The organism is Bacteriovorax sp. PP10, assembly GCF_035013165.1.
Classification (GTDB): domain Bacteria; phylum Bdellovibrionota; class Bacteriovoracia; order Bacteriovoracales; family Bacteriovoracaceae; genus Bacteriovorax; species Bacteriovorax antarcticus.
On the sequence record NZ_JAYGJQ010000002.1, the window covers coordinates 931027 to 950827 of the forward strand.

Below are 19801 nucleotides of genomic sequence, written 5' to 3' on the forward strand. Positions count from 1 at the left end.
TTCATACTCCAAAGAAGTCGATGCAGATACTTTGAACCTGCTCTTCTTTGGAGTCACGGATAATCTTCCTGCATTCTTCAATCGATTTAATTAAAACTTCTTTGATGTGTGGTACATCAGCGGCCGACATGGAAATAATGGATGAGTAATGGAGATTACTCGGAATGTTCTCATCAATAGCATTGACTGCTTTCATTCTCCAGTTTACGTGATGGCGCTGAATTTGAGGTGAATCTTTTGTTAAGTGAATTTTTGTTACGCCAATTTCATAGCGAGCTCCTATTTTTTTCGCTAGCCCTGTTGATTCAAGAAAGTTTAGAACTTCCATGACTTTTTCTCTATTGAGATTAAGGTGTTTAGCAATGGCCAAAGGCGATTGGAAGTCAGGGATTGCAATCAACATGTGGATACATGTGTAATGCCAGCTAGAGTAGTAAACCTGTTGATCGACTTTCTTAAGTGAGTTTTTTATATCCAGCCTGTTTTTTAAATCAGATCTCTTATCTAGTATTTCTTTCATCTCTTCTTTAAGAAAAGATTTAAGTTCATTCGTTCCGGCCCTTTCACTATGAAGCAATAAAATAAAATAACGTGCTTCATCTTTGGTGTGATCGAAAAATGTATTGAGTTTTACAGCCTGCTCAAAACTAAAATTTGGGTCACCATTTAAAACCTGTGAAATAAAACTGGTATGACAGTTAAGATACTCTGACATTTTAAGCTTGGCCCCACGACCTTTAGAAGGGGAATCGTTGATTCTCTCTCTCAGATAGTTTTTATAATCGTTGAACTCAAAGATGGTTTTCTTCATGCAATTCCTGCTTATCGTGAAGTTTTTATAGGCTAGTCAAAACTTTGGTTAATTGGTCTTGTTGGTTTAATACTACAACAAAATTAGGAAGTTAAAAATCAAAACTTGATAAGATTATCAAGTTTAACGTTATTTTTTAATAAAATAGGTCTATTGCCGTATCCCGATTTCAATTAGTCTCTGGACTAAGAAAAACACTGCTAAAATAGCAAAATATACGGAGAGAATTATGATGACGAAAAAGCTTTTAACTTTAGGATTAGCGCTGACACTAATGAGTCCACTTGCAAGCTATGCGAAGATGGGGACAGAGACAAGTGGCGGTGGTGATGCTGTTTATTTAGACAATCAAATGGTTATTAGAGACTTGCTGGTGCAGGATCAGGTGAAAACATTAAGAAATAATAATTTTCTTAACAGTATCCCGGAGTTTAAAGTTCTTATTCTGAAACTTGCAAAAGTTGACCCACAATTTGCATCTGCTGTTATCAGAGATTTAATGTCTGATAAAATGTATTTGTCTCCGGGAACACTGCCCATTTTACCATATAATCAGACAACAGTTACTGGTAAGGCCGCGGATGTTCAGTTAGCAATTCGTAATGGAAAAGAAATTATTTTTAGTAAGCAGTTTTTAAATAGTAACCAGAAGGAATATATTTTAATTCATGAAGCTTTACATGGAATACTAGCAGATAACTCGGGACCTCTACACCATGTGCGCGTAAGAAACATTGTGAAATATATTTACGATAATCAAAACAATTTAGACTCTGAGGAGCTTAAAGCAACGTTAGCAGATAATAACTATAATACAAACACAGCATTCTTAGAAGAAGATACATATATTTGGAACCCTGAAGCCAATAAAAATTTAAGATGTTACTATTCGGGAGATGACAGATCTATCGTGCTTTTTTTAGGATTAGATTGCACATCCGAAAATACTTACAGAAATAATGTATATCTAAAAAAATTCTTGACTGAAAAACATCCTGAAATTGCAAAGAAAGCAGAAGGGAAAATGTATTATGGGTCCGCTATTTCAGCTCCTTATGCCTATACATTTGATCTTGTAAGAGATCCTGTTCTATTTGATAAATACATTACAACAGTGCAAATGAAAAATTGTAGCGAAAATTCAGACTCAATTGCCTATGTGAAAAAAGCATTAGTAGGAATTGAAGAAGAATTAGAAATGGCAAAACATATTAATACTATATTGGATGATGAGTTGATTCCGAAATTAGAAAAATCAGCTTTAGTTAAGGCAATTGGTAACATTTTTGAAGCAGATAAATTTCAAAAATCTGCTGAAGAAGCTGTTGGTGAAACCGAAGCTCTTTTGGTGAAGCTTGGAAAACAACAAAAGGCATGTGAAAAACAATACCCAAAACTTTTTAAATAATAAAGAAGGCCCCTTATCGGGGCCTTCTTCTTTTTATTGAAGCATTTCGAATTCGATGTGCTGATTGTTCTCATCGTTTTTCCACACACCTTTCATCTGACCTTTTTCCAAATGTCCTTCGAGCACTTTTTTAGACAGTGGGCGAGTGACAATCTGAGAGAAGACCGATTGAAGAGGGCGTGCACCGAAACGAGGGTCATAACCGCGTTTAGCTAACTCTTCGTAGACTTTTTTGTCTAACTGAATTGAAAGCTCTTTACCTTCCAGTCTTTCATTTAACATTTGAACTTGTCGATCAATCAGGTTTGCCATGATTGAAGTATCAAGTGGGTTGTACGTTAAAATCGCATCAAGGCGTCCAAGAACTTCGGGTTTAAAATCAGCTTCTAAATCTTTCGAGTTAGTCGTGATTAAAATGATCGTGTTCTTAAAATCAATAGTGCGACCTTTGTTGTCCGTCAAACGACCATCATCTAAAATCTGTAACAGAATATCAGAGAAGTCGCGATGGGCCTTTTCAACCTCATCAAATAAAATAACCGAGTATGGTTTTCTTCTGATCGCTTCGGTTAGAACACCACCTTCTTCGTAACCTACATAACCTGCAGGCGCACCAATCAGTTTCGAGACGGAATGTTTTTCCGAAAACTCTGAAAGGTCGAAACGAACTAGGTTGTCCTGAGAACCGAATAAGAATTCAGCAAGTGCTTTTGCTGTCTCCGTTTTACCGACACCAGATGGCCCTTTTAATAAGAAAGAACCCAATGGTCTCGATGGATCAGATAAACCCGCATGAGCGGTCACCAGTACTTCCGAAATCTCGTGTAGAGCTTCATCTTGTCCAAAGACCTTATTTTTTAAATATGCTTCCAGTTCAAGGATTTGCTCTTGTTTAGATTTTAAAATCTTCTCAACAGGAATCCCTTTTTGGCGCGAAATAACATTGGCAATATGCTGTGTAGAAAGAACCCATGTATTATGTGAGTTTGCTATTTGTGATTCAATTTCTGGAATCACTGAATATTTTAATTTCGAGGCAGCTTCATAGTCCTGAGTGCGCTGAGCTTGTTCCAGCTCAAACTTAGATCTCTCTAATTGATGTTTTAACTCTGAAACTTTCTTTAGTGCTAAAACTTCATGCTCCCATTTTTCTTTGCCTAACTGAAATTTTTCTTCCAACTGCTTAATTTCTTTTTCGATGTCAGACGATTTACTCTGCGACTTAGCGTAGATTTTTTTCGTTCTGATTTCACCTTCTAGTTCTGCGAGGTCGGCAGGCATTGCTTCTGCGGATAATTTGAGTGCTGAACTCGCTTCATCGATAAGATCAATTGCTTTGTCTGGTAAGTTTTTATCAGGGATATACTGGCTAGACAAAAAGACAGCATCGTAAATAGCTCTGTCAGATATTTTAATTCCATGGTGAATCTCCATCTTTTCTCTGATACCCATCAAAATTTCAATCGCGTCTTCTTTAGTCGGTTCATCCACTGGAACTGCACGAAAACGTCGATCAAGAGCTGAATCATTCAGAATATATTTTTGATACTCTTCGGGCGTCGTTGCCCCAATACAATGTAGCTCTCCACGTGCAAGAGCAGGTTTTAATAAATTAGCTGCGTCCATCGCCCCGTCAGTTCTTCCGGCACCAACAAGTTGGTGAAGCTCATCGATAAAAAGAATCGCTTGCCCGTTTTGGTCTTTAATAAATTTTAATAGAGTTTGTAATCTCTCTTCAAATTCACCACGGTATTTTGTTCCGGCCATTAAAGCACCAAGCTCTAATGAGTAAACTGTTTTACCTTCTAAGACATCAGGCACTTTTCCTTTTACGATAGCGTCCGCTAAACCTTCAACGATCGCAGTCTTACCAACACCGGCAGGTCCTACTAGGACAGGATTATTTTTTCCTCTACGTCCTAGAATTTCCATTACGGCGCGGATCTCTTTCGAGCGGCCGATAACAGGATCTAATTTCCCGCTCTCGGCAAGCTCGTTAAGATTGATAAGGAAGTTTGGCTTTTCAGTGACTCCCTCAGCATTTTCAGTTTTAAGATCATTGTAGTCGATCTTAAATTCTGGCAGCATTTGCGCCAGATATTTCAGCAGGTCGGTCTCAGTTACTTCCTGACGGCCGTTTTGAATGGCGTTTGATGAAGCATAAGTCAGCCACTCAGAGAATTTACTGCTGGCCTTGAGATGCTCCATTTCCAACTTAGTTTTAGTTGTTGGTATGTTTTTCAAAAGAGTTTCTAATTCTTTCGAGTATTTTTTTAGTGATCTACTTGAAAAAGTTTGTGGGTTGTTGATCAATCCATAAACCAGATGTTCCGGAGTTAGTTCACTATGTTTTCTTTTAAGCGCTTCACTTTGAGCAATGGATAGAGATCCCTCAACGATGCTGTCAAATTTGTTCATATTCCTCCCTTAAAGTCAGTCGACGCTTGAAGACGTCTTTCTATTAACTAAGATGGGGTCATAAGTGTGGGTGTCAAGGTTGACGCTAAAGTTTTACTACCTAAGCTTTTGACGAATATGAATAATGCTTATCTAAATGATCAAGAATTCATATTCTTATTATTGCGCTCATATTTAACTGATAGGTCAGCCCTCATTTATTTTTTTATTTCCAATAGTGCCTAGTTATTACCAGTACATCTAGATTCAACTCTAAAAACGCTAGTGCTTATCAAGTCTCCATATAAGGAGCATTGACAAAATGTGCAGTATACCGTACAGTGACAAAGCAGGACATGTTCGAATATTAAAGACATTCGAATTCTCTTCCTGGTTAAAAAAGCAACCACCAAAAACAATGGCCATAGTGACGGCCAGAATAGATATGCTTTCAATTGGACATTACGGTGATCATAAAAGATTTGATGGGCTGATTGAACTTCGTTGGAAAAATGGAATTCGAGTTTATTCTTTTATGTGGAATAAATCTTTGATCGTTGCGATTTCTGGAGGAAACAAAAATGGGCAAAACCGTGACATTAAAAAAGCAAAAAAAATCAGAGAAGAAATCATTAACGGAACACGTTCCGTTTAAGAGTAAAATTTTAAAAGACTCATCGGTTATTGCTGAAGCTCTTTTAGATTGTATTAAAAGTGGAGACCTTTTAACTTTTAGAGAGCTGCTTTATGCGCACCTAATGACGGTAAACAAAGTTGAACTAGCAAAAAAGGCCGGGATTGGACGCAGGACTCTATACGATCTTATTGATCCTAAAAAAGAATTTAATCCAGAATTGTCGACAATTTCTGCACTTATTCAAGCTTTAGCGGCTTAAACTTACTTGGCAACACGCCTTCAAAAACAGATAATTCCACTTATGAATTTTGAACAAAACGATTTAATAAAACTCACCACTGTGACCATGCCTTTTGGTAAGTATCAGGGAAGGCTACTCATAGATCTTCCTGAAAGTTACGTCCTATGGTTTTACGATCAAGGTTTCCCAAAAGGGGAACTTGGAACACTTCTAGGTCTTTTATATGAGATTAAGCTCAACGGACTGGATGATTTAATCAATCCATTAAAAGACTATAAGTGAGATGAATTAAAATGAGAGACCAAAAACTTCACCACATTTTGAAAGAAACATTCGGGTATGATAATTTCAGATTCGAGCAGTACAACATCATCAATTCAATTTTAGATGGTAAAGACACGCTTGCAATTATGCCTACCGGTGGTGGTAAGTCTTTGTGTTACCAAATCCCGGCCTTGTATCTTGATGGAGTGACATTAGTTATCTCTCCATTAATTTCTCTTATGCACGATCAGGTTATGAACTTGAAAGAGTATGGGGTAGAAGCAGTCTTTTTAAATTCATCTCAAAATTACGGTGAAGCTCAAAAAGCAAAAGCTAAAATTTTAAATGGTACTGTTAAAATTATCTACGTTTCACCCGAGGGAATCCTAAGTGGTGCTCTGGCGGGATTCTTTGATCAGATTAATGTTTCACTTATCGCCATTGATGAGGCCCACTGTGTGTCTCAATGGGGACATGAGTTCAGAAAAGACTATACACGCTTAGGTGAATTGAAAGAAAGATTCCCTGACGTTCCGGTGATTGCATTAACTGCTACGGCAGATGCAAAAACAAGAGTTGATATTACCAATCAGTTACATATGAAAGCGCCTTCGGTTTTTGTTTCATCATTTGATCGTCCGAATATTAAATACATGATCCTTGAGCGCAGTGATGAAATTAAGCAGCTTGATGAGTTTATTAAAACTCACCATCCCGATGATACGGGGATTGTTTACTGTCTATCGCGCGATAAAGTTGAGCGTGTTGCAACCGCTTTAAATAAACTTGGGTACAAAGCTGTTCCATATCATGCTGGTCTTTCTCAAAATGAAAGAGCGTTGAATCAGGAACTCTTTAACATTGAAGAAAAAATCATCGTTGTTGCTACCATCGCTTTTGGGATGGGGATCGACAGACCTGACGTTCGTTTTGTGGCCCATCTTGATTTACCAAAAAGTATTGAGAGTTATTACCAGGAAACGGGGCGAGCGGGCCGTGATGGAAAGGCCTCTACTGCATGGATGATCTATGGTCTTCAGGACATTGTGAAGCTTTCACAAATGCTCGAGACAACTGACGCCGATGAAAATTATAAAAAAGTTGCACGCTTTAAATTAGATTGCATGCTTGCTTTATGTGAAGCGGCCGCTTGTCGAAGAAGTTATCTGCTTCGCTACTTTGGCGAGATTGGAGCAGAGACTTGCGGGTATTGTGATTCTTGTATCGAACCACCAACTCTTTGGGACGCAACTGTCGATGCTCAAAAAATGCTATCTACTATCTATAGAACCAATCAGTCCTTTGGTGCCGGTCACATAATCGATGTTATTCGCGGAAGTAAAAACCAAAAGATTAATGATAGAAATCATCATGCGCTTTCAGTTTATGGAATTGGAAAGGATCAGCCTAAGGAGCACTGGAATAGTGTTCTAAGACAGCTTTTAAACCTTAATTACATCCATATAAAAAATTGGGAGTACAGAAGCCTTGCTTTAACCAGCAAAGCTCAGGAAATCCTTACAGGTAAAATTAAGCTTGAATTAAGAAAGCAGGATGAATCGGTGGCCCGTGCTAAAACGGCCGCGAAACAAGATAAGAAAAGAGTGGCCTCGAAAACCACAGGCGCTGCTCACGGTCAAAATGAACTTTTTGATGCTCTTAAAGATCTTAGGAATCGTCTGGCAAAAGAGAAGAATCTCCCTTCTTATATTGTTTTCAATGATAAATCGCTGCACGACATGTGCGCTTTAAGACCTAGAAACGCTTCGGAGTTTTTAATGGTCCATGGGGTTGGGCAAAATAAGCTGGAAAATTACGGGACTGTATTTATTGATACTATAAATAAATTTTTGTAGTAAACTGAAATAGACCGTTAAACCAAAAAAGGAGTTTCCCATGGCTAAAGGACAAGATAAGGGTAAGGATAAAGGCAAGGAAAAAACTAAGCCGAAACTTACGACAAAAGAAAAACAAGATAAGAAAAAAGAAAAAACGAAAAAAGCTTACTAAAAATAAAGGCCCCATTTGGGGCCTTTGTTATTTATGGAAGCTTGTAAGGCATTGCCCCTAAAAAGTCTTTCTTACCCACATCAACACCATTGTGTCTTAAAATCGCGTAAGCAGTTGTCACGTGAAAATAAAGATTCGGAATCATATGGTGAATTACATATTCATTTCCTGTAAGCGTCTTACCTTCCCAACGTGGTTGAGTGATCGTCGCTGTTGCTGCATTTTTGTAATCTTCTGGTTTGAAGCTTTCAAGGTATGCAATCGTCGACTGAATACGAGCTTTAACTTCAGCTAAAGTTTTTTCACTGTCATCGTTAGATGGAGCAGCTTTTCCAGTTAAACGAGAAGCTCCTAGTTTTGCTGTGTCACAAGCAATCTGTACTTGTCTGATTAGGTTAAACTGATCTGGTGCAAGTCTTGATTGAAGAAGAACATCAACATCGAATTTTTTAGAGTCAGCATATCCAGCTGCTTTTTCGAAAAAAGAGTCCATATTTTTTAAAGTTTTGATAAATTGAGTTACTGTAAGTTCATAAATCATGAAGCCTCCAAAATTGAATTTTTTCTACAGTAACTAACCGGTACGAGTTATGTCAATTTTAGATGCATTAAGATTGATTAGTGGATAATATTGATACCATGAAAAATATTATGAATGACTTTAGTCTCTCTACAATTGTCGCAGGTTTTATTGCAGTTCTTGTGGGTTACACCAGTTCGGCCGTTATTGTTTTCCAAGCAGCTACAGCAGCAGGGGCGAGTGCAGCCCAGGCCGGAGCTTGGCTTGGTATCATTTGTGTTGCCATGGGAATTCTTACAATATCTCTTTCAGCAAAATATAAAATTCCTATTATGTTTGCATGGTCAACACCTGGAGCAGCTCTACTAATTACCAGCGTTGGAGGATTTACTCTCTCGGAAGTGATTGGTGTATTTATTTTTTCAGCGGCCATGATTTTTCTCTGTGGTGTTACCGGATTCTTTGAAAAAATGATGAATAAGATTCCGGTAGGTATTGCTTCCGCGATGCTGGCAGGTATTTTACTGCATTTTGCTTTTGAGGTTTTTACTTCAATGAAGACCCAGATCGTTTTATCAATGGTGATGTTTTTTACTTACATGATAGGTAGAAGATTTTTTCAAAGATATAACATCATCGTCGTTTTAGTTTTTGGAGTGATGGTCGCATGGCTTCAAAATCTTCTCCATTTTACACCAGTTGATTTTACAGTTTTGCGTCCAGAGTTTATTGCTCCGACTTTTAGTCTTGCAAGTATTATTGGAGTAGGAATTCCTTTGTTTATTGTGACGATGACTTCTCAAAATATGACTGGAGTTGCTGTCATAAAGGCCTTTGACTACAAACCACAGATTTCAAAGATTATCGGTTGGTCAGGGTTTGTGAACCTTCTCATTGCACCTTTTGGTGGCTACACAATTAACCTAGCCGCTTTGACTGCTGCGATTTGTATGGGGCCTGAATCGCATCCCGATGAGACTAAGCGCTACACTGCAGCTATCAGTTCAGGGATTATCTATATTTTTATTGGCCTGTTTTCGAGTGCAATTGTTGGAATTTTTGTGGCGTTTCCAAAAGAGTTGATCATGACTATTGCCGGACTTGCTTTAATTGGTACTATCAATAGTGGGATCATTTCTGCAGTTCATCACGAAGCAGACCGCGAAGCTTCAATGATGACGTTTTTTGTCACAGCTTCAGGTGTTTCACTTTTTGGAATTGGATCGGCCTTTTGGGGATTAGTTGCAGGATGTGTTTTCAGTTTGATTTTAAAATTAAGAAAGTAAGGACGTTCGATGGAAGAGAAAATTGAAATTAAAGATCTCTTAAGCGAAGAAGAAAACCAGATTAAGAGTATGGAAGACCTGGTTAACCAGGCGCTGGAAGATGAAAAATTTCTCAGTACAAAACTTCACGAAGTCGAAAATGACGATGAAGCGACGTTTGGGCAAAAGGTTTCTGATAAAGTGGCCGACTTCGGCGGAAGCTGGACTTTCATTATTGGCTTTTGTACGTTTCTGGTATTTTGGGTTATCGTAAACACTTTTATCTGGACAGTGAAACCAGCTGATCCATATCCATTTATTTTCTTAAATTTAATACTTTCATGTATTGCCGCTCTACAGGCGCCGATTATAATGATGAGCCAGAATCGTCAGGAAGAAAAAGACAGGAGAAGAGCGCGCTCAGATTTTATGATTAACCTAAAAGCTGAAATGGAAATTAGAAATCTTCACGATAAACTCGATGCCTTTCAAAAAACTCACGAAGAGCTGATTAGAAGGCTTACGGAAAATAAAAATATTTAACTTAGTGCCTGTGCTGCAAGTTCAAATGATCTTAAACGATCTTTGTGATCGTAAAGATCAGATGCAATGATCAACTCGTCTGCACCTGTGGCCTCTGCCAGGGCATAAAGCTGAGCTTTAATTTTTTCAGGACCTCCGCGCACAGAAGTTTGAAGTTTCGCTCTCACATACTGCTCTTCATTGGCATTCCAAAGCCCACTCATATCTTTTACAGGTGGCCTCATCTTAAGCGACTGGCCTTTAATCAGTGCTAAAAATCTTTGATACACACTGGTTGATAAAAATTCTGCCTCTTCATCAGTTGGAGCACCAACCACCTGAACACCAATCATGATGTAAGGCGCTTTTAAGTGCACTGAAGGCGTAAAAAACTGGCGGTAGACATGAACTGCTTCCATCATAAGTTCAGGCGCAAAGTGGCCGGCAAATGAATAGGGAAGACCAAGACGACCGGCAAGTTCAGCGCTGTATAAACTTGAACCTAAAAGCCACACTGGAATTTTTGCTCCCATTCCTGGATTTGCAATCACTCGCGCTCCTTCTTGATTGCTAGAAAAATATTGGAAGAGCTCCTGAACTTGTTCCGCAAAATTTTGTCCAGCTAAATCTCTTCTCATCGCTCTCATCGTCGCCTGGTCACTTCCAGGAGCTCGTCCTAATCCTAAATCAATTCGTCCAGGATAAAGACACTCTAGTGTGCCGAATTGCTCAGCGATAACGAGTGAAGCATGGTTCGGTAGCATGATCCCACCTGAACCAACTCTGATGGTATTTGTTTTACCGGCAATGTGCCCGATTAAAACAGAAGTGGCAGAACTCGCAATCCCATCCATATTATGGTGTTCAGCAAACCAGATGCGATTGTATCCCCATTTTTCTGCATGCTGAGCAAGGTCTACTGAATTTCTAAAAGCATCAGCGGCCGTATGATTAACAGCAATGGGTGCGAGGTCGAGAACAGAATATTTAATTTTTTTGTTTGGTGTATTCATATATTGTGATCATACAATATTTGGAATTAAGAAACTATATGCCATTAGTCTGTAAGTTAGTATCGGCAGAGGAACTAGGCCGGGTTAGTTTTTTCAGTCGAGAAAAGACTCATTAAAGTAGTATAGATCATGTTGTCGATAATTGATTTAGGCATCAATGATCCTATACTCTTACCGTTTAAATCATTAATTTGAATTTTCTGATCGACAATCCCATCTACCATTACATTAAAAGTCATTCCAGAGCTAAATCCCATATTCAGTGTACGAAGTAGGGATCTTAAATCTTGTGAAAGTTTTAAGGCACCAGGATTCTCTTGTAATTTTTCTTCGGCCTGCTCCAGTATGCGGTTTATGAAAACCAGACTCACTCCTAAAACAATTAGTGGGAGAGTGGATTTTGAGAGCATTTTTTGTCTGGCACCTTTTTGAAAGGCCATGGCAAATACTCCGCTGTAAAGTGAGAGTTTTAAAATGTAATTCCCGCGGTCTTCATTGGTTTTTAAATGACTGTAGTCTGTAGCAATTTTTTTTGTAAAACGTGTCAGCCTGTCTTTAGCATCAGGAACATTCACACGGGCACTTTGAATAGAGCCTCTGATCAAATTCTTAGAGTTTTCAGCAAAGTTTTTAAAAACAGATTTAGTTCCGTCTTTTTTTATAGTGGTCTTTAATTCTTTTAATGAAATGATTTTTTTCTTCGTTGAATAGTAAATCGGTTTCATATCTTTAGAAAAAATATTTCCACCAACTGATTTCCAGTCATCAAGTTTTAAAGTTGCAATCGCAGCACCTAATGCAACGAGATTGTCCGTAGGTATCTTCTCATTGAGAAGTTTTTGTAGGAGAGTGATGAATTCTTGTGGAGATATTTTCGCGTTTTGCATTTGTATAGTGTTTCACTCCTAAAAAAAGATTTCAACTAAAACAATGGGGAAAAACGCCCTGATGGGCCTTTGTAAAAGAGGAACAGGACTTGCACTTTAATACTTAACTATTGCGCTATCAACGCGCAAACAAATATTAAACACTGCTAAGAGGATGAAGTTATGTTGAAAGTATTATTACCGGCCCTGCTCACAATCTCCTTACATAGTGCTTATGCGGCAAAAATGGCGACCCCTAATAAGGAAATGAATACTGTCTTAACCGAACTTAATAAAAAAGGTGGCAGGCCTATTGAGACATTAACAGCTGGAGAGGCGAGAAAACAGCCGACTCCAGCAGATGCTGTCAAAGCAGTAATGGAAACTAAAAAAGATATGCCGAAAGCGTTGGTCTCTATTAAAGAAGTTCAGGTCAATGGAGCTGATGGGCCAATCCCTGCCCGAATTTATATTCCAGAAGGCGGAATTAAGCCAATGCCGGTTGTGGTTTATTATCACGGTGGTGGATTTGTTATCGCCGATAATAATGTTTACGATGCAACTCCAAGATCCCTTGCAGATCAGACGAAATCTATTTTTATTTCAGTTGAATATAGAAAAGGTCCAGAACATAAATTCCCAGCAGCTCATGACGATGCTTTTGCCGCCTATAAATGGGTGTTGGCAAATGCAGGATCTTTTGGTGGAGATCCTAAGCGTGTGGCCGTAGCAGGTGAGAGCGCTGGCGGAAACCTTGCACTTAACGTGGCCATTAGAGCGCGTGATGAAAAAGTACAGATCCCTGCTCATGAACTTATCATTTATCCGATTGCTGGAAGTTATATGGGAACAGCTTCATATAAAGAAAACGCCAATGCAAAACCTCTTAACCGAGAAATGATGGGATGGTTTATGAACCAATACTTGTCAGACCCAAAACAAAAAGATGACAAGAGAATCAATCTTCTTACGGCCAATTTTCAAGGGCTCAATGATGCAACAATTATTACAGCACAAATTGATCCATTAAGAAGCGAAGGTTTTGAGTTGGCAGAAAAAATGAAAGCTCAGGGTGTAGATGTGAAATACAAAAACTATAAAGGTGTGACTCACGAATTTTTCGGAATGGCACCGGTTCTTAAAGAAGCTCGTGAAGCTCAAAAGCTTGCAGCTAAAGATCTCACGAAAGCATTTAAACAATAATTAGGAGGCCTCATGGATATTAACACTCTTTACGTACAAACTCAGGGGAGTTTTAGAAATGAGGCCATCATATTTCTTCATGCTTTTCCTATGACATCGGACATGTGGAAAGAGCAGATGAGTTTTTTTTCAAAAACACATTACACGCTTGCTCCAGACCTGCCAGGGTTCGGAAAAGGTGTGCTGCCTTTTCATGCCATTACATTTGAACATTATGTCGATGCGGTTATCAGTTTTTTAAGAGAGGCAGGAATCAAGCGTTCTATATGGTGTGGACTCTCAATGGGGGGCTACCTCGCGATGAGAATGTACGAGCGCGCTCCTGAATTATGTAGCGGCCTAATTCTGGCCAATACTAAAGCGGCAGCAGATGATAATGCGGCCAAAGAAAAAAGATGGAGTACGATTAAAATGCTTCATTCACACCGTGAGGAATTCATTGCAAAGCAGTGGCATGCGATGGTTTCAAAATCTTCTTTGGAAAAAGTTAAATTGAAAAAATGCTTTCAGGAGATTGTTTCTAAAAGTGATGAAGAAGGAATTAGTGCTGGTCTTGTGAGTCTTGCGACTAGAATGGATAATACCGAAACACTTGCCCATATTACAGTTCCGACACTTATCCTGGCAGGTGAGCATGATAAAATCATCCCATTAAGTGAGATGCAATTCCTGCAAGAAAATATTCAAGGAAGTCGTTTGGAGATTATTAAAGGTACAGGCCACTTAAGCAATATGGAAAATCCGGATGACTTTAATAAAGTCATCGCAGACTTCCTTGCAAGTTTACATACAGATCATGTTAATTCTTCATTGTTGAATTGATGTCGTTCTTTCAATTGTAATGCTTTCAAAGCTCGCCATGTTATTTCCAAATAAAGGACCCGCTTGTTTTAAGAATTCAATTTCTTCAGGAGTGGAAGTTCTACCTAAGATTTTATTGCGGTAAGGATAACGTCCAAAACGTTCAATAATTGATTTATGCTTTAATTCGAAATCAAAAGATTCTTCTAATCCTGGCTCTGAAAAAAGCAGCATCGCCGAATTATGAATCATGTCTGATTCACTGTGCATGTAGGGCATATAAAGAAACTGTTTATACTTGGGTGCCAGGTTTTTATTGTATTCACCTCTTACTGCTTCCTGAGCAAGGACTAAGGCCATAGGGTCATAGATAAAAGACTTGGGATCATCGCGGTAAATATTGCGTGAAAATTGGTCGATAACTAAAATTTCGGCCAGCCTTCCCATAGGCTCATTTCTCCAGGATGAATATTCACCGGCCACTACTGAGGAGTGGAGCGCTATAAAACGCTCTGTCATCTTTAAATCAATATTTTCATCTCTTTCAAATCGTTGTGTTGGAGTTAGTTCTTCAAACCAGAAGTCGATGACTTCTTGATAATTAGTAGTCATGACTATTTACCTCTATTCGAGTTTTTATGAGTGAATGATCCATTCACGTAATGATTTTCGACTGCAGCTGTTTCGCCAACTTGAATTCTTGAATTCTCTTTGCTCTTTTCGTCAGCAGCAAATGTAGCAGGTGTAACTTTTCTTTGTGGTGGTTGAGTTTGAGGTTTTTCTGCCTCGGTTTTCTTGGATAGGTCAGTGTCTAGTTTCTGCTTAGTCATGATTTTCTCCTTGAAATAAAAAGCCACCCGAAGGTGGCTTCTTATTGATGATGTGTGGAAATAGATTTTTAAGGTCTACACAATGGCGATCACAATAATCTTTGCCTTTGTCTTGCGTTCCATGGCCAAGATCTCTCTTGGTACTAATATATAATGCATCTGTGGTGCCAAGAATTTAGCTATGAAAATAGGTGATTTCTCATTGGGAATACTGATCGTGGGGAAAATGTCCGCAAGAATTGCGCCCCAGCAAAAAAATTGACAAAAGTATGTGTCGTGAGTGAATAATAAGTAATGGATCTTATCGAGTATCACCCATACAAACCTTTTATTCCACCTCACTCAAAAAAATTAATTATTGGCAATTTTCCGATTGGAAAATTTTCAAATCCAGCGCGCTTTCATGAAATAAAAAATGGAGAAATGAATTTTTATTACGGTGGAGCAAGCAACAAGCTATGGAGGTTACTATCAGAGTGTTTTGGAAGATCATTAACGACTATAAAAGAAATTAAATTTTTTTTGAAAGAACATCACTTTGCTCTGGCCGACATACTTCTGTCTTGTCGAAGAATAAATGGCAGTGGCCTTGATACGGCCTTATATGACAAAACTTACAACACTGATTTAAGAAAAATTATTGAAAAAGAAAACTTCGAAGAGCTGCTTTTTACCTCTCGTCATGTCTACACTCAGTTTAGAAAACATATTGGAAAATTCCCAAATATCAAGCAAACCATACTTATATCGCCATCGCCCACAGCGGTGCGAGGATTAGTCAAAAACAAAGAATACCTCGAATTAAAGAAGAAAAATCGGGACCTTTCAATCGAAGAGTTTCGTCTAATGAAATATAAGCAGGTATTTTCATGATTAGACTTTCAAAAACATGATGTATTACGTATAAAGAGGTAACTTTTTCGGCCTTTTTGATGCGTTGGTAAATGAACTTATCGAATCTCTTTTTCACTATCATTTTTCTCTTTTTACTCCAGGCATGCGCTACCAGTGCACCTAAGAGTGATAAGCTGTGTCCGAAAATTTACATCCATTCAAAAGACGAATTCGAATTAAGCGAAACAGAGCAAAGACTTATTTGCGGAGACAGTGAAATCGACGCTTACAAAGTCATTCCATCTTATCAGGCAAGTTATTTGTTGACGGGGTTTTTGCAATCCCGTGGTTATTCACGGCCTCGTTTTGAATATGAAGGCGATCTGCTTCATGTTTATCCTGAAAGTAAATCCTACTTAAAACATGTGATCGTTGTTTCAGATAGTATTGCCGACAATAAAATGGTGGCAGCAGAGATTATGAGAAAGTATGGTGAAGAAGTGATCACACCAAAACTTCTTGATGCCATTGAAGCCGAGTCAATCACACTTTTAAGAAACAATACTTATCCATGTGTAAAGTTGACTTCCACTGTTGATGCCAGCGTAGAGACAGTGACTATCACTTTGACTGGACTTGAGTCCTTTACGTTCGGCAATATTGAAAAAGAAGAGATTGCTGGAGTTTATAGCGAAGCTCTTGAGCGTTTTTATCCTTTCATCGCAGCTGATTTTTTTTCGGAAAGAAAACTCACACTCGCTGAAAAAAGATTTCTTAGGGCGGGAGTTGTTCAAGGAACATACTTTCAGGAGAAATGTGATTTAAAAAAGAAAACGTTTTCTCTGAATCAACAATTTATTCCTGGAACCAGCAAAACTGTCCGACTTGGAATTGGTGCCACGACAGAAGTGGGACCGATGTTTCGGGCCAGATGGTCCAATCAGAGATCTGGAAATATGGCCTCATTGAGTGAAGCTAATTTACAGTTGTCGTTCAGGAATCAATACTTCAGTTTAACTTCTGACAGGTATTTGTGGAGGGATGCTCCCAGAAGATCACTCTTAACGACACTTGAAGTGGAAAGAGATGATCAGGCCACATATCTGGAAACAACGACTCAATTAAAGCCCCATTTAAAATGGACCCGCGATGGAACTTCAAGACTGTGGACATGGTCGGCAGGACCTACGCTTATTTTTGGTTCATACATTACGAATGCCAACAACTCAGATACTAAAAGAGTGAGAACCGGTGCGCTGGAAGGAATGCTTCAGACTCAGAGTCACACTTATGAAATTTTTGACCTACACCCGGAAGATGGGGACTTCATGCAGTTTAATTTTGATTTCCGTCATCCGAGTATGGGATTTCAAGATCCTTTATTAAAATTAGATTTATCTTATTTAAAACTGCTGCGTCTTGGAAATCTTGGAAAAGGAAGTGCTATTGGAGGAATCCGTTTAAACACTTCTACCACATGGGTGCCTGAGAATGTTTTATTATCATCATTGCAGCCTTCGGTTAAGTATTATGGTGGAGGCAGCGATGATGTCCGCGGCTTTAAGCTGAGTACACTTCCGGATAATAACGGTCTGGGGGCACTGACAAAATTAAGTTTTAAATTTGAATTTAGAAAAACCTATGTCTTCATTCCAACGATAGAGAGTTTTACATTTATTGATACAACCTTCTTTGGTGCAAGACCTTGGGAAGTTGAAAACAGGTTATGGTATTCTCCGGGAACAGGCCTAAGATGGCTTTCTCCCATCGGAATCGTGCAGGGATATGTGGCCCGCGCGCTTTCAACTGAAGAAATTAGGGACAATGGGAATTATTACTATCTTGGTCTTGGAGGAGTTTTTTAATGAAAATTCCTGTGAAACAAATTTTAAAAAGACTTACTCTTGTCATAATAGGTTTTGTCGCTTTAATTCTGATTACAGTGATCACGATTCTCGTGACCTTCTTTTACAATCCTACTATTTTCATCAATCCAAAAAATCTGGATTACGCTCTTACCAGAACAAAAGTTTTAGAAAGCTGGTCTTGGAAAAATGCTGAAATTAATCATCAATGGATAGAGTGGAATCAAAGACGATTTTACGGAGGCTTTGAGGACTTGTGTCTGGTGTATGACAATCCGGATGTGAATGTTGATACATGTTTAGAAAAAATATCATGGAACGTAGAACTTAAGTGGACGCTTAGTGGGGGATTCAGCTATGTGGTGTATGAGCCGCTGATGATTGATTCCAGTAAACTTAAGATTCTTCCAAAGGAAAATGATGAAGAGATACCACCGCCGGATTTGATGAGCTACTGGGACATGTTATGGAGTCCACTCGTTCCGGATTTAAATATGAATTTCAAAAAGATTGAAGTTCTTAAAAAAGAGTCACCGCTAACCTTTGATTTAAAGGTCATTAAAAAGGCCAACTCTCTGACGGCCGAAGCCTTAGGGTTTAATCTTTTAGCGACTCCTAAAAAGATTAATATCTTTGCTCCTAAGAACATTCTTTTGCCTTTTGATTTAAAAACCCAAAATCCACTTTATTTCAGTGAAATAAAGTTAGAGGCCAATATTTTACCAACGACAATTCCTGTTGTTGTGTCGGCAAAATTAGAATCGGCCGTTTTTAAAATTCAAACGACGGTGGCAAAATCTTCTTTAAAAGAAGACCTCTCAAAACCAAAGTTTTTAAGTGATATTATCCTGGGGACAACGGGAAGTGTTGAAGTTTCGAAGGTGAAGTCGACTATCGAAAAGCTGGTGCGCCCACCTTATAATATTTTACCGGCCCCATTCAATGTCATGGAAGGAACTTTAAAAATCGGAGTAGTCACTGAGAAGTATGTTGAAAAAGATTCGGTACTTTTAAAAATTAAAACAGAACTGGATATGACGAGTGCCAAGCAGGACTTAAAACTTACTGTGAACTCTGAAGTGCCTTTCATGCTACGTGATAAAAGTATTGGCTCAATTGTTTTAGGTCTTGAACTTAAAAAAGTGAAACTACTTCTTCCAACACTTGCGCGAAATAGACTTCCACCACAGCTTATTCCTGATTCCAGATTTAAAAACTCAACAGTGGTTGTTAGAGAAAACTTAAATCAGCAAAAGCTTCCTCCCAAACTAAAAAAATCTCCCGTGAAAAAAGAGATGGAAGTGGACATGAAGCTGCAGGCATTGAGAGAAAATGCCCTACAGATTAATACCAATTTACTCGATCAAACATTAAGACTGAATTTTGATATTGAAATAAGTAATGGTGAGATTCAAAAAGGATGGATTCAAGCTCTGCCTCTCACAACCACTCTTTTTAAAAGAAAAATCGTGATTCATTCTCTGCGAGTTGTATTCAATGCACCACTTGAGCCGGAAGTTATTGCGACCATTGAATTCCAGTTGCCGGAATATGACATCACACTTCAACTGGAAGGGCCGGCCTCAAAACCACGTCAGGCCTTCTCAAGCCAGCCGCCACTACCAGTAGATGATATTTACGCCGTTTTATTATTTGGAAGACCATTAAGTGGACTTGATCCTGATGACAAAACAGCGGCACAGAAATCTAACCAGATTATCTCTAAAGGTGTTTTATCACTCGCAGTTCTTTATTACTTTGCTGGCAGTCCTATTGAATCGATTGGATATGATCCAGAATCAAATGAAGTGTCGGCGCAAATTGGTTTAGGTGCTAAGAACTCACTTCGAGTTGGAGGCTCTGGCAGTGGACTGAACTCCGCTGGTGTTAGACGTGCGCTTGGAAAGGGCTGGTATATCGACAGCTCTGTAGAGAGAACGACTAATCAAAATGGTGCGAATGGAAGCGGCTACGGTGTACTGCTAGAGCGAATTATTTCTTACTAGTGCAGTGGCGCGTGCTCTTCAAATAAAATTTTATGTAATAGGCGATCAAATTCCTTCGTGTCGTTAGTGTCCCAATCTGCCTCAATTGCCGGCGGTAATTTTACACTAACAGCTTCCTTTAATAGAGCGTGCTCATTTAAAACGGCCATCATTCTATCTGCATTTACCCACACCACGTCGTCAACTTTGTTAAGTGTATGGTTTATATCGTCTGTCATAGTTTCTAAATAATGATTAATGGCCTGTTGTTTTGATGTATACATGAAATACCTCCCAAATTAGTCACCCATAAAAGTGATGATCATAAG

Annotated in this window: 20 protein-coding genes; 12 read left to right on the forward strand and 8 right to left on the reverse strand. The window is 38.7% G+C overall.

What is annotated here, in order from left to right; genetic code table 11:
* Nucleotide 1: 1 nt before the first annotated feature.
* Entirely contained in the window at nt 2-811 is an 810-nt protein-coding gene (locus SHI21_RS14570) for a TIGR02147 family protein (RefSeq protein ID WP_323577457.1), read from the reverse strand.
* Nucleotides 812-1040: 229 nt separating this feature from the next.
* Here SHI21_RS14570 and SHI21_RS14575 point away from each other — a divergent pair, with 229 nt between their 5' ends.
* Nucleotides 1041-2219 (forward strand): hypothetical protein, encoded by a 1179-nt coding sequence (locus tag SHI21_RS14575; protein ID WP_323577458.1) that lies wholly within the window; start codon nt 1041-1043, stop codon nt 2217-2219.
* A gap of 33 nt (nt 2220-2252) precedes the next feature.
* Here SHI21_RS14575 and SHI21_RS14580 read toward each other — a convergent pair whose 3' ends face one another.
* Nucleotides 2253-4637 carry an ATP-dependent Clp protease ATP-binding subunit gene (locus SHI21_RS14580; protein ID WP_323577459.1) on the reverse strand — a complete coding sequence of 795 codons (2385 nt, stop codon included), beginning with the start codon at nt 4635-4637 and terminating at the stop codon, nt 2253-2255.
* A gap of 301 nt (nt 4638-4938) precedes the next feature.
* Here SHI21_RS14580 and SHI21_RS14585 point away from each other — a divergent pair, with 301 nt between their 5' ends.
* The 4 genes from SHI21_RS14585 (at nt 4939) to recQ (ending at nt 7614) form a co-directional block, all read left to right on the forward strand.
* Nucleotides 4939-5271, forward strand: a complete 333-nt coding sequence (locus SHI21_RS14585) for a hypothetical protein (protein ID WP_323577460.1) — start codon at nt 4939-4941, stop codon at nt 5269-5271.
* A 103-nt stretch (nt 5272-5374) separates the two neighbouring features.
* Nucleotides 5375-5512, forward strand: coding sequence for a hypothetical protein (locus tag SHI21_RS14590; RefSeq protein WP_323577461.1), 138 nt, complete (start codon nt 5375-5377; stop codon nt 5510-5512).
* A 42-nt stretch (nt 5513-5554) separates the two neighbouring features.
* Nucleotides 5555-5776, forward strand: a complete 222-nt coding sequence (locus SHI21_RS14595) for a DUF3820 family protein (RefSeq protein WP_323577462.1) — start codon at nt 5555-5557, stop codon at nt 5774-5776.
* Between the two features lie 11 nt (nt 5777-5787).
* Nucleotides 5788-7614 carry a DNA helicase RecQ gene (gene recQ / locus SHI21_RS14600; RefSeq protein WP_323577464.1) on the forward strand — a complete coding sequence of 609 codons (1827 nt, stop codon included), beginning with the start codon at nt 5788-5790 and terminating at the stop codon, nt 7612-7614.
* A 185-nt stretch (nt 7615-7799) separates the two neighbouring features.
* On the opposite strand, the gene SHI21_RS14605 is transcribed toward recQ, so the two are convergent.
* Entirely contained in the window at nt 7800-8309 is a 510-nt protein-coding gene (locus SHI21_RS14605; protein WP_323577465.1) for a DUF1993 domain-containing protein, read from the reverse strand.
* A gap of 98 nt (nt 8310-8407) precedes the next feature.
* Between SHI21_RS14605 and SHI21_RS14610 the strand changes: the two genes are divergently transcribed.
* Both SHI21_RS14610 and SHI21_RS14615 read left to right on the forward strand, forming a co-directional pair.
* Nucleotides 8408-9574: a benzoate/H(+) symporter BenE family transporter gene (locus tag SHI21_RS14610; protein WP_323577466.1), complete on the forward strand. Its 1167-nt coding sequence runs from the start codon at nt 8408-8410 to the stop codon at nt 9572-9574.
* 9 nt (nt 9575-9583) lie between these two features.
* Nucleotides 9584-10096 carry a DUF1003 domain-containing protein gene (locus SHI21_RS14615; protein WP_323577467.1) on the forward strand — a complete coding sequence of 171 codons (513 nt, stop codon included), beginning with the start codon at nt 9584-9586 and terminating at the stop codon, nt 10094-10096.
* On the opposite strand, the gene SHI21_RS14620 is transcribed toward SHI21_RS14615, so the two are convergent.
* The gene (locus tag SHI21_RS14620) at nt 10093-11088 is read right to left on the reverse strand and encodes an LLM class flavin-dependent oxidoreductase (RefSeq protein WP_323577469.1); all 996 of its coding nucleotides are present in this window, start codon (nt 11086-11088) and stop codon (nt 10093-10095) included. The genes SHI21_RS14615 and SHI21_RS14620 overlap by 4 nt on opposite strands.
* A 74-nt stretch (nt 11089-11162) precedes the next feature.
* Nucleotides 11163-11975: a hypothetical protein gene (locus tag SHI21_RS14625; RefSeq protein ID WP_323577470.1), complete on the reverse strand. Its 813-nt coding sequence runs from the start codon at nt 11973-11975 to the stop codon at nt 11163-11165.
* Nucleotides 11976-12137: 162 nt separating this feature from the next.
* Between SHI21_RS14625 and SHI21_RS14630 the strand changes: the two genes are divergently transcribed.
* Together SHI21_RS14630 and SHI21_RS14635 are read left to right on the forward strand one after the other, a co-directional pair.
* On the forward strand, nt 12138-13157 hold the full coding sequence (locus SHI21_RS14630; protein WP_323577471.1) for an alpha/beta hydrolase: 1020 nt from the start codon (nt 12138-12140) through the stop codon (nt 13155-13157).
* A gap of 12 nt (nt 13158-13169) precedes the next feature.
* On the forward strand, nt 13170-13979 hold the full coding sequence (locus SHI21_RS14635) for an alpha/beta fold hydrolase (protein ID WP_323577472.1): 810 nt from the start codon (nt 13170-13172) through the stop codon (nt 13977-13979).
* Here the strand turns inward: SHI21_RS14635 and SHI21_RS14640 are convergent.
* Together SHI21_RS14640 and SHI21_RS14645 are read right to left on the reverse strand one after the other, a co-directional pair.
* Entirely contained in the window at nt 13965-14570 is a 606-nt protein-coding gene (locus SHI21_RS14640) for a DUF924 family protein (protein WP_323577474.1), read from the reverse strand. The genes SHI21_RS14635 and SHI21_RS14640 overlap by 15 nt on opposite strands.
* A gap of 2 nt (nt 14571-14572) precedes the next feature.
* Nucleotides 14573-14788, reverse strand: coding sequence for a hypothetical protein (locus tag SHI21_RS14645; RefSeq protein WP_323577475.1), 216 nt, complete (start codon nt 14786-14788; stop codon nt 14573-14575).
* Nucleotides 14789-15082: 294 nt separating this feature from the next.
* Between SHI21_RS14645 and SHI21_RS14650 the strand changes: the two genes are divergently transcribed.
* The 3 genes from SHI21_RS14650 (at nt 15083) to SHI21_RS14660 (ending at nt 19493) form a co-directional block, all read left to right on the forward strand.
* Entirely contained in the window at nt 15083-15661 is a 579-nt protein-coding gene (locus SHI21_RS14650) for a uracil-DNA glycosylase family protein (protein ID WP_323577476.1), read from the forward strand.
* Nucleotides 15662-15732: 71 nt separating this feature from the next.
* Nucleotides 15733-17487 (forward strand): autotransporter assembly complex protein TamA, encoded by a 1755-nt coding sequence (locus SHI21_RS14655; protein WP_323577477.1) that lies wholly within the window; start codon nt 15733-15735, stop codon nt 17485-17487.
* Nucleotides 17487-19493, forward strand: a complete 2007-nt coding sequence (locus tag SHI21_RS14660) for a translocation/assembly module TamB domain-containing protein (RefSeq protein ID WP_323577478.1) — start codon at nt 17487-17489, stop codon at nt 19491-19493. The genes SHI21_RS14655 and SHI21_RS14660 overlap by 1 nt, the downstream gene beginning before the upstream one ends.
* Here the strand turns inward: SHI21_RS14660 and SHI21_RS14665 are convergent.
* Complete coding sequence (locus SHI21_RS14665) at nt 19490-19756, reverse strand: hypothetical protein (protein WP_323577480.1); 267 nt, start codon at nt 19754-19756, stop codon at nt 19490-19492. The two genes, SHI21_RS14660 and SHI21_RS14665, sit on opposite strands and share 4 nt — an antisense overlap.
* Nucleotides 19757-19801: the final 45 nt, after the last annotated feature.